This window comes from Streptomyces griseicoloratus, assembly GCF_014534645.1.
In the GTDB taxonomy this organism is placed as follows: domain Bacteria; phylum Actinomycetota; class Actinomycetes; order Streptomycetales; family Streptomycetaceae; genus Streptomyces; species Streptomyces griseicoloratus.
On record NZ_JACVQF010000158.1, the window covers coordinates 103,181 to 110,559 of the forward strand.

At 72.4% G+C, this 7,379-nt stretch carries 8 protein-coding genes; 5 read left to right on the forward strand and 3 right to left on the reverse strand.

Annotation, left to right across the window (positions count from 1 at the left end; translation table 11 throughout):
• The first annotated feature begins 11 nt into the window (after positions 1 to 11).
• The 3 genes from ligD (at position 12) to hemC (ending at position 2,898) form a co-directional block, all read left to right on the forward strand.
• Entirely contained in the window at positions 12 to 992 is a 981-nt protein-coding gene (ligD, locus tag H0H10_RS05045) for a non-homologous end-joining DNA ligase (RefSeq protein WP_188179590.1), read from the forward strand.
• Positions 993 to 1,127: 135 nt separating this feature from the next.
• Positions 1,128 to 1,904 (forward strand): NPP1 family protein, encoded by a 777-nt coding sequence (locus tag H0H10_RS05050; protein WP_188179591.1) that lies wholly within the window; start codon positions 1,128 to 1,130, stop codon positions 1,902 to 1,904.
• A 58-nt stretch (positions 1,905 to 1,962) separates the two neighbouring features.
• Positions 1,963 to 2,898, forward strand: coding sequence for a hydroxymethylbilane synthase (gene hemC / locus H0H10_RS05055; RefSeq protein ID WP_188179592.1), 936 nt, complete (start codon positions 1,963 to 1,965; stop codon positions 2,896 to 2,898).
• 27 nt (positions 2,899 to 2,925) lie between these two features.
• Here hemC and H0H10_RS05060 read toward each other — a convergent pair whose 3' ends face one another.
• Positions 2,926 to 3,450 (reverse strand): hypothetical protein, encoded by a 525-nt coding sequence (locus H0H10_RS05060; protein WP_188179593.1) that lies wholly within the window; start codon positions 3,448 to 3,450, stop codon positions 2,926 to 2,928.
• A 607-nt stretch (positions 3,451 to 4,057) separates the two neighbouring features.
• On the opposite strand from H0H10_RS05060, the gene H0H10_RS05065 reads away from it, so the two are divergent.
• Positions 4,058 to 4,849, forward strand: a complete 792-nt coding sequence (locus H0H10_RS05065) for an RNA polymerase sigma factor SigF (protein ID WP_188179594.1) — start codon at positions 4,058 to 4,060, stop codon at positions 4,847 to 4,849.
• A gap of 49 nt (positions 4,850 to 4,898) precedes the next feature.
• On the opposite strand, the gene H0H10_RS05070 is transcribed toward H0H10_RS05065, so the two are convergent.
• Positions 4,899 to 5,219, reverse strand: coding sequence for an ANTAR domain-containing protein (locus H0H10_RS05070; RefSeq protein ID WP_188179595.1), 321 nt, complete (start codon positions 5,217 to 5,219; stop codon positions 4,899 to 4,901).
• Between the two features lie 227 nt (positions 5,220 to 5,446).
• Between H0H10_RS05070 and H0H10_RS05075 the strand changes: the two genes are divergently transcribed.
• Positions 5,447 to 6,253, forward strand: coding sequence for a VOC family protein (locus H0H10_RS05075; RefSeq protein WP_188179596.1), 807 nt, complete (start codon positions 5,447 to 5,449; stop codon positions 6,251 to 6,253).
• 13 nt (positions 6,254 to 6,266) lie between these two features.
• Here H0H10_RS05075 and H0H10_RS05080 read toward each other — a convergent pair.
• Positions 6,267 to 7,379, reverse strand: a 1,113-nt coding sequence (locus tag H0H10_RS05080; RefSeq protein ID WP_373566806.1) for a glycogen debranching protein, incomplete at its 5' end; no start/stop codon positions are given.

Here is a 7,379-nt window from a genome sequence, read left to right on the forward strand (position 1 = left end):
AAGACTGACCCGTGGAGCTGCCGCTGATCCCTCCGATGCTCGCCACCCCCGGCACCCTGCCGCCGGCCGCTCAGGACGCGCGCTGGGCCTACGAGACCAAGCAGGACGGCCAGCGCGTGATCGTCTACCTGCCCGGGGACGCCCGTGTGCTGCTGCGCGCCCGCTCGGGACAGGACATCACGGCCGCCTACCCGGAACTGGCACCGCTCGGCACCGCTCTCGGCTCCACCCCCGCCGTCCTCGACGGCGAGGTGCTGGCCCTGGACGAGCGGGGCCGTGCCGACTTCCAGCTGCTGCAGTCCCGCATGGGACTCGCGCACTCCCCCGGCCTGGCGGCCCAGCGGGCGGCGAAGGTCCCCGTGCACCTGGTGCTGTTCGACGTCATGCACCTGGAGGGCAGCTCCCTGCTCCGGCTCCCCTACGCCCGCAGGCGTGAGCGGCTGGAAGGGCTCGGTCTCGACGGGCCGGCCTGGTCGACCCCGGCGGCACTGGTCGGCCACGGCGAACAGGCCCTCCGCGCCACCCGCGAGCACGGCCTGGAGGGCCTGGTGTGCAAGCGGCTGGACTCGGCGTACGAGCCTGGGGTGCGCTCCCGGGCCTGGATCAAGATCCGCAACATGCGCAGCGAGGACGTCGTGGTCGGCGGCTGGCTGCCCGGCAAGGGCCGGCTCACAGGCCTGCCGGGCGCCGTGCTGGTCGGCCAGCGCGCCGCGGGCCGGCTGCGCTACGTCGGCGGCGTGGGCACCGGCTGGAGCGAGACCGAGCGCACCGAACTGGCCGCGCTGCTGCGGGCCGCCACGACGGACGTGTGCCCCTTCGACCCGGTACCCCGTGTCCCGGGGGCGCGCTGGGTGGTGCCGCGGCTGGTCGGCGAGGTCCGCTACAGCACCCGTACCCGCGAGGGCATGCTGCGCCAGCCGTCCTGGCTCAGACTGCGCCCGGACCTGACGCCCGAGGAGTCCTCGGCCGACCTCCCGGACGACATGGTCTGACCCGGCGTCAAGTATTGGGCGTTCCTTCACCGCGGGGACGCCTGTGACCCCTTGGCCCGGAAGTGAACCGACGGGACACTGAACTCCCTTGCGCCCCACAGCCGTTGGGCTGCTTCCGGACATGAGGAGGACGCAGTGCCGTCGAGCACGTCCAGGACCCGCCGCAGGAGATGGCTCACCGCACCCCTCGGTGCCCTCGCCCTCGTCGTCGCCTTCCCCGCCACCGCCTTCGCCGCCCCGCCCCCGGCGCTGCCCGGCAACGCCGACGCGCTGGAGCGGACGTACCAGCCGGCCTACGACTACGACACCGACGGCTGCTACCCGACTCCGGCCATCGGCCCCGACGGAACGGTCAACGGCGGCCTCAACCCGACCGGCGCCCTCAACGGGAACTGCCGGGACGCGGCCGACCTGGACAACACCAACGGCTACTCGCGGGCCAAGTGCGACAACGGCTGGTGCGCCTACATGTACGGCCTGTACTTCGAGAAGGACCAGGCCCTGCCCGGCAGCAGCCTCGGCGGTCACCGGCACGACTGGGAGCACGTGGTGGTGTGGGTGCAGAACGGCACGGTCCAGTACGTGTCGACCTCCAACCACGGTTCGTTCACCGTGCACGCGAGGTCGGCGATCCGCTTCGACGGCACGCACCCGAAGATCGTGTACCACAAGGACGGGATCAGCACCCACTGCTTCCGCCCGGCCACCTCGAACGACGAGCCGCCGGAGAACCACAAGGGCACCTGGCAGTACCCGGCCCTGGTGGGGTGGAACGGCTACCCGGTCGGCCTGCGCGAACGGCTGAGCGCGTACGACTTCGGCAGCGCCAACTTCGGTCTGAAGGACTCCGCCTTCGCCTCCCACCTGGCGGCGGCCAAACCCTCCGGCATCCCCTTCGACCCGTACGCGTGACCCCGCCCGAAGGGGCGTCGCAGGGCCGGCGCACCCCCGAGGGCACTATCGTGTCCGCATGTCCGTCCCCGAACTGATTCGCATCGTCTCCCGCGACTCCCCCATGGCCCTCGCCCAAGTGGAGCGCGTCCGGGCCGAGTTGGCGGCCCTCCACCCCGGCGTGCGCACCGAGGTCGTACCGGTGAAGACGACCGGCGACAAGTGGCTCGGCGACCTGTCGCAGGTGGAGGGCAAGGGCGCGTTCACCAAGGAGGTCGACGCCGCGCTGCTGGCGGGTGAGGCCGATCTCGCCGTGCACTGCGTCAAGGACGTGCCCGCCGACCGGCCGCTGCCGGCGGGCACGGTGTTCGCCGCGTTCCTGAAGCGGGACGACATCCGCGACGCCCTCGTCCACCCGGACGGGCTCACCCTCGACGAACTCCCGGCCGGGACCCGTGTCGGCACCTCCTCGGTGCGCCGGATCGCCCAGCTGGCCGCCACCCATCCGCACCTGCGGTGCGTGCCGTTCCGCGGCAACGCCAACCGGCGCCTGGCGAAGCTGGCCGCCGGTGAGGCGGACGCCCTGCTGCTGGCGGTCTCCGGGCTGGAGCGCATCGGCCGCGGCGACGTGATCAGCGAGGTGCTGTCCACGGAGACGATGATGCCGCCGATCGGCGCCGGCATCCTCGCCCTGCAGTGCCGGGAGGGCGACACCGACCTCATCGACGCGGTCAGCGGCCTCGGCCACCCGGACACCCATCGGGAGGCCACGGCCGAACGCATGTTCCTGCACGTCCTGCAGGGGCACTGCAACAGCCCGATCGCCGGGTACGCGCGCGTGGACCGCGGCGGGGAACTCTCCCTGCGGGCCTGTGTGTTCACCGCCGACGGCAAGGTCCGGCTGAACGCGCACGAGTGGGCCGGCCGGCTCGACGCGGCCACGCTCGGCACGTCGGTCGCCGTGGCCCTGCTGCGTCAGGGTGCCCGCGAGATCATCGACGGCATCCCGCACTGAGCCGCCGGCGGCCCGCCCCGCACCGGGTCAGGCGGTGCCCTCCTCCGCCTGATCCCGCAGGAAGGTGCTCACCTGGTGCGCCAGGCCGCCGTCCCGCCCCGCGCACCCGGGGGCGCCCGCGGCCCCCTCGTACAGCCCCAGGCCGCCGGTCCACAGCCGGCGGCCGGCCCACTCCTCGTCCACCCGCAGCTGCACCTGGACGTCCACCTGGCCGAGGCTCGCCTCCGGGCCGGCCGCGTAGAGCACGGCGGTGGCCCGGCGCAGCGGGTAGACGTCGAAGCCCTCGATGAACTGCGAGTTGCGCCAGTCCAGGAACGCGCTCTCCCCGTCGGGGCCGATCCGTACGTCGATCTGCCCGTCCTCCAGGTGGATGCCGAAGTGCCGGACGCCCCGGTTCTCGACGGTCACGCGGAGGCGGAAGTACGTCAGCCCCTCGGCGGCGTCGTCGCGACCCCGCGGCGGCTCGGCCGGCTCAAGACGGTGGACGCGGACCCGCAGGCCGGCGTGTTCGTCGTACTCCTGCCAGTCCCCGACCACGTTCGGCTCGTACACGGTGCACCTCTCGCCCTCTCGAAGCTGCTTCCTATCTGTGTGCTCTGTGCACTGTCAAATGAGCAGAATGCGCTGTGGCCAGGGAATTCACCCCTTTTGATCGGCGATCAAGCGCTGCGCTGGAGATATCCGTCCACGGGCCGCGGGACGATCACGGCGGGCGTGCCGCACATCACGTTCCGCGAGGAGCCGCGGTGAGCCTCCCGCGAGGGCGCCGAAGGCGCAGGCCGGCAGGGTCGGGCGGGGCATCGGCGGGTGCCGGCGGGGCCGGCGCCACGGAGCGGACGGCCCGCGCCCGTGGGCCGGTTGACCGGCGCCGGGACCGAATGGCCCGGCAAGGAGGGCTCCTTGGCAGGGTCCGGGACGCCGGTGCGGGCGCGCACCGCCGTTCGGGCGGCGGACCCGCACCAGTCATGTCAGAATCCATACATATGGGGACTTGTTTCGACATATGGGTGACAGGGAATCCCCCTCCCAGTGCTTCGGACAGGAGGCACGTCCGTGGGAGTCGGCCCGCCCGCGACCCCGGTTGGCTCCGCGAGGTCCGCGTTCACCCGTTTCATGGCGTTCTGTCCGCCCAGCACCCCTGCTGAGGGAGGTGCGCACCATGCGTGTCGCCAGCAGAACCAAGCCGCACCCGCACGACGACGCCCCCGACACGGCCGCCGCTTTCGACCGTCTCGTGCGGATGCCGGAGGGCCCGGAACGCAAGGCGCTGAGGGACGAGCTGATCCAGGTCTGGCTGCCCATGGCCGAGCGGATCGCCGTCCGCTTCCGGGGCCGCGGCGAGAGCCTGGAGGACCTGTACCAGGTGGCGGCCCTGGGGCTGGTCAAGGCCGTCGACCACTACGACCCGGTGCGCGGCCACGCCTTCGAGGCCTACGCCGTACCGACCGTGACCGGGGAGATCAAGCGGCACTTCCGCGATCACATGTGGACGCTGCACGTGCCGCGCCGGATCCAGGACCTGCGCAACCGGGTGCGGCGCGCCGCGAAGGAGCTGGCGCAGACGACGCCGGGGCGCGCCCCCACGGTCGAGGAGATCGCCGAGCACGCGCACCTCACCACGGTCGAGGTGCGCACCGGAATGGAGGCGCTGGAGTGCTTCTCCGCCCTCTCGCTGGAGGCCGAGATGCCCGGAACCGACGGGTACGCCCTCGGGGACGCGCTCGGCGGGCCGGATCCGGCGTTCGACACCGTCGTGGACCGGGTGGCCGTGCGCCCCTGTCTGGAGGCGCTGCCGGAGCGCGAGCGCACCATTCTCTACCTGCGCTTCTTCCGGGGGATGACACAGAGCCGGATAGCGCAGCAGCTCGGCATCTCCCAGATGCACGTCTCCCGGCTGCTGAGCGGCTGCTTCGCCCAGATCCGCGAGGAGATCCTCGCGGAGAGCGGCTGAGCCGTCCGGCCCGGGCTCCGGCCGCTCCGGGCTCTCACCGCTCCGACTCTCACCGCTCCGGTGGGGCTCCGGGGATCTGCGTGGGGCCGTGGTGGTCCAGGGCGTCCTCCAGCGCGACCCGGATCTCGGCCGGCATCACTCCGGTGCGCCCCCAGATGAGGATCAGTTCCGCCACGTTGCGCAGTTTGATGTTCGTATGCTGGGAAACCTCCTTCAGTACGACCCATCCTTCGTCCGGCGCCACCCGGCCGAGTGCGACGATCATCCCGATCGCCTGGTCGACGACGGCGTGCGAGACGACCGCCTCCTTCAGCTGCCGGACCTGTTCCTGCAGCTCGAATATCTGGTCCGAGCCCCCGTCCGTGGGCATGGTCACCTCCGGGTCCGGCGCGTCGTGGCCGCTCGTGCCTCGCGGTACTGCTCCGACCCATCCATCGTCGCCACTCGGCCCACCGCGTGCCACTGGGCCGTCCGGGGCGGACGGGTCACCGTTTCGGTGCCGCGCCCGGGGTACTCGGCAGGCGCCCCCCGCGGTTCCGGACGGACACTGGTGTGGAACCGGTGACTGCCGGTGGACGAGATCAGGACGCGACTGCCATGAACCACGACACGACCGCTCCCTCCGGTGCGAAGAGCCGCCTGTCCACGCACTCCGTGTTCGGGGCCCCCTGCTGGGTCACCCTGACCAGCCGTGACCTGAAGGCCACCGAGGAGTTCTACTCCGCCGTACTGGGCTGGCAGTGGCGGCCGGCCAGGCTCGGCGATCACTTCCGGATCGCCCTGGCCGGCGGGGCGCCCGTGGCCGGGATCGCCGCCGTCGCCGCGATGTGGCAGATGGCGGTGGCATGGACCCCGTACTTCGCCGTGGCCAGCGCCGACGAGGCCGCCTCGCGGGTGCAGGAGCGCGGCGGCACGGCCGCGGTCGGGCCGATCTCCCTCCCGCCCGGCCGCGCGGCCCTGCTGGCCGACCGGGACGGGGCGACCTTCGGGGTCTGGGAGGGCGAGCTGTTCACGGACTGGGAGACCTGGCGCAACTCCCGGCCCGCCTTCATCCGGCTGCACACCCGTGACGCGTTCGACGCGGCCATGTTCTACGGCGAGATCTTCGACTGGGCCTCGGACCGCCCCGGCTGCTGCGAGGTGGAGTACGACGGCGACGAGGTGCTGCTGCGCAGCCAGGGCGACGTGGTGGCGCGGATCGAGTCGGGCGCCCTGGAAGCGGCGCCCGATCCGACCATCCGGCCGCACTGGCAGGTCCATTTCGCCGTCGACGACGTCGCCGCGTGCGCGCGGGCCGCGGAACTGCACGGCGGCAGCGTCCTGTCCGAGAGCGAGGAGGAGGCCGTGCTCCGTGACGCCGACGGCGCGCAGTTCACGGTGACCGCGCGCGGAGTCGAGCACTGACCTCACGGCCGGCTCACCGGCCGGTGCGGGACGGCCGGGAGAGCAGCACCAGGCTGCGCGGCTCGACGGTCAGCACCGTGCCGGCCTTGTGCTCCGCCTCGTCGGGGACGCCGTCCGGGGCGGCGGTGTCGATCAGGGTCGCCCAGCGCTCGCCGTAGCCGGCGTCCGGCAGCCGGAAGACCGTCGGCTCCCAGTGGCTGTTGAGCAGCAGCAGGAAGGAGTCGTCGACCACCGGCCGGCCGCAGGGGTCGGGTTCGGCGATGGCGTCGCCGTTGAGGAAGACGCCGACGGCGTGGGCGTCGGAGCGCTGCCAGTCGTCGTCGGCCATCTCCCGCGCGTCCGGCTGCAGCCACACCAGGTCGGGCAGCGGCTGGTCGGGGTTGGTCGCCGTCTCGCCGCGGAAGTAGCGGCGCCGGCGCAGGACCGGGTGGGCGGCCCGCAGCGCGATGAGGCGCCGGGTGAAGTCCAGCAGGTCCCGCTGCCGCTCGCCGAGCCTCCAGTCGACCCAGGAGATGTCGTTGTCCTGGCAGTAGGCGTTGTTGTTGCCCCGCTGGGTGCGGCCCAGTTCGTCGCCGTGGCAGAGCATGGGGATGCCCTGCGAGAGCATGAGCGTGGCCAGGAAGTTGCGCTGCTGGCGGCCGCGCAGTTCCAGGACGGCCGGGTCCTTCGTGGCGCCCTCGGCGCCGCAGTTCCAGGACCGGTTGTGGCTCTCCCCGTCCCGGTTGCCCTCGCCGTTGGCCTCGTTGTGCTTGTCGTTGTAGGAGACGAGGTCGCGCAGCGTGAAACCGTCGTGCGCGGTCACGAAGTTGACGCTGGCGCGGGGGCGGCGACGGCTGTGCTGGTACAGGTCGGAGGAGCCGGTCAGCCGGGAGGCGAACTCGCCGAGCGTGTGCTCCTCGCCGCGCCAGAAGTCCCGTACGGCGTCCCGGTACCTGCCGTTCCACTCCGACCACAGCGGCGGGAAGTTGCCCACCTGGTAACCGCCCTCGCCCACGTCCCACGGCTCGGCGATCAGCTTGACGCGGCTGATCACCGGGTCCTGCTGGATGAGGTCGAAGAACGCCGACAGCCGGTCCACCTCGTGGAACTGCCGGGCCAGGGTGGCCGCGAGGTCGAAGCGGAAGCC